Below are 1,231 nucleotides of genomic sequence, written 5' to 3'. Positions count from 1 at the left end.
GGGTTATAGGCCAGAAAGAGTGGATGGGTTCGGGCGTGGCGGCGTCAGTGGACGTGCCCTGACCGTGCCCAGAGGCCTTCGTCGGCGGATATGCCCGTGTCGTAGACGATGTGGCTGATCTGGTCATCGGGTCTCGGCGCGGCAGTGGTCTTCGGAACAGGGCTGGTGGTCGTGATCGCCTCCGCGATGTCTAGCTCGCGCATGACGAGGAACCACTCGACCGCGCGGCGACGGTGTTCTTCGCTCATCCCGCGGTGTCGGCGCAACAGGTCGCGGATCTGCGCGTTGAGGCCTTCGAGCGCGGATGTGGTGCGTGGATTGCCGTAGATGATGTGGGTGAACAGCAGATTCTTCCTCGTCACGAGACGGACCAGCAGCCAGGCCTTCCGGAGTCGGTCGTGAGTGAATCCGAACCGGCCGTTCTTCAGCAGCGTCCGTTCGTATGTGAGGTGCCCGAACGACTGCCACCACTGCTCGAGCTGCAGCTGCCAGGCGATCGCGGCGTCTTCGTCGCGAACGCTCGAGAGTTCCATGACCAGGCGCCGGAGAGCTCGTCCTGCGCTGGTTCTCGGGTTCCGGGTGAGGTGGCGGGTGGTGTTGAGCTGGAGGTGGAACAGGCAGCGTTGATGCTTCGTCTCGGGCCAGACGCGTCCGAGTGCGGTGGGGAGGCCACTGCCGCCGTCTGAGACGATGATGCCCGGGGCGGAGACCTGCCGGAAGAGGGCTTCCCAAGCGGCGGTGGTCTCGCGAGCGGCCCATTGCCAGGCGAGGACGTGCCCGGTGTCGGACAGGGCGATGAGCAGGCACCAGGTCCCGATCCAGATCCCGTCGACGAGGATCGCATGGAAGATCTCGGTCGTGCGCGGCAGGCGGGGTGAGAGGTCCCAGCACCAGGCGGTGTGGCGGCGGAAGGATCGTCCGGTTGTTGTGCCGTCGGTCTCGGACTGGGAGAGCTTTCCGGTGAGCCAGGACGCGAAGCGGATGAGTTGCTCGCGGCGGGTCACGTCCGGGCGTTTGCGAGTCGTGGAGGCGCCACAGGACGGGCAACGCCAGCGTTGGGTTCCCGAGCGGTGTCTGCCGTTCTTGACCAGCTTGCTGCCGCATACCAGACACGTCGTCGTATTCGCGGGAAGGTCCACGAGTAAGCCTCGCAGACCATGACGACCCCCGTTCTACCGCGAAATCACGCGGCTATGTCAAGAACCCATCCACTCTTTCTGGCCTATAACCC

At 65.1% G+C, this 1,231-nt stretch carries 1 protein-coding gene; it reads right to left on the bottom strand.

Going from position 1 to position 1,231, the window contains the following annotated elements:
- Window positions 1–44: 44 nt before the first annotated feature.
- Window positions 45–1,139 (bottom strand): IS1249 family transposase, encoded by a 1,095-nt coding sequence (locus J2Y69_RS18020; RefSeq protein WP_310023352.1) that lies wholly within the window; start codon window positions 1,137–1,139, stop codon window positions 45–47.
- Between the last annotated feature and the right edge of the window lie 92 nt (window positions 1,140–1,231).

It is taken from the genome of Microbacterium resistens (assembly GCF_031456305.1).
In the GTDB taxonomy this organism is placed as follows: domain Bacteria; phylum Actinomycetota; class Actinomycetes; order Actinomycetales; family Microbacteriaceae; genus Microbacterium; species Microbacterium resistens_A.
This window is presented reverse-complemented; position numbering and strand designations above follow the sequence as displayed.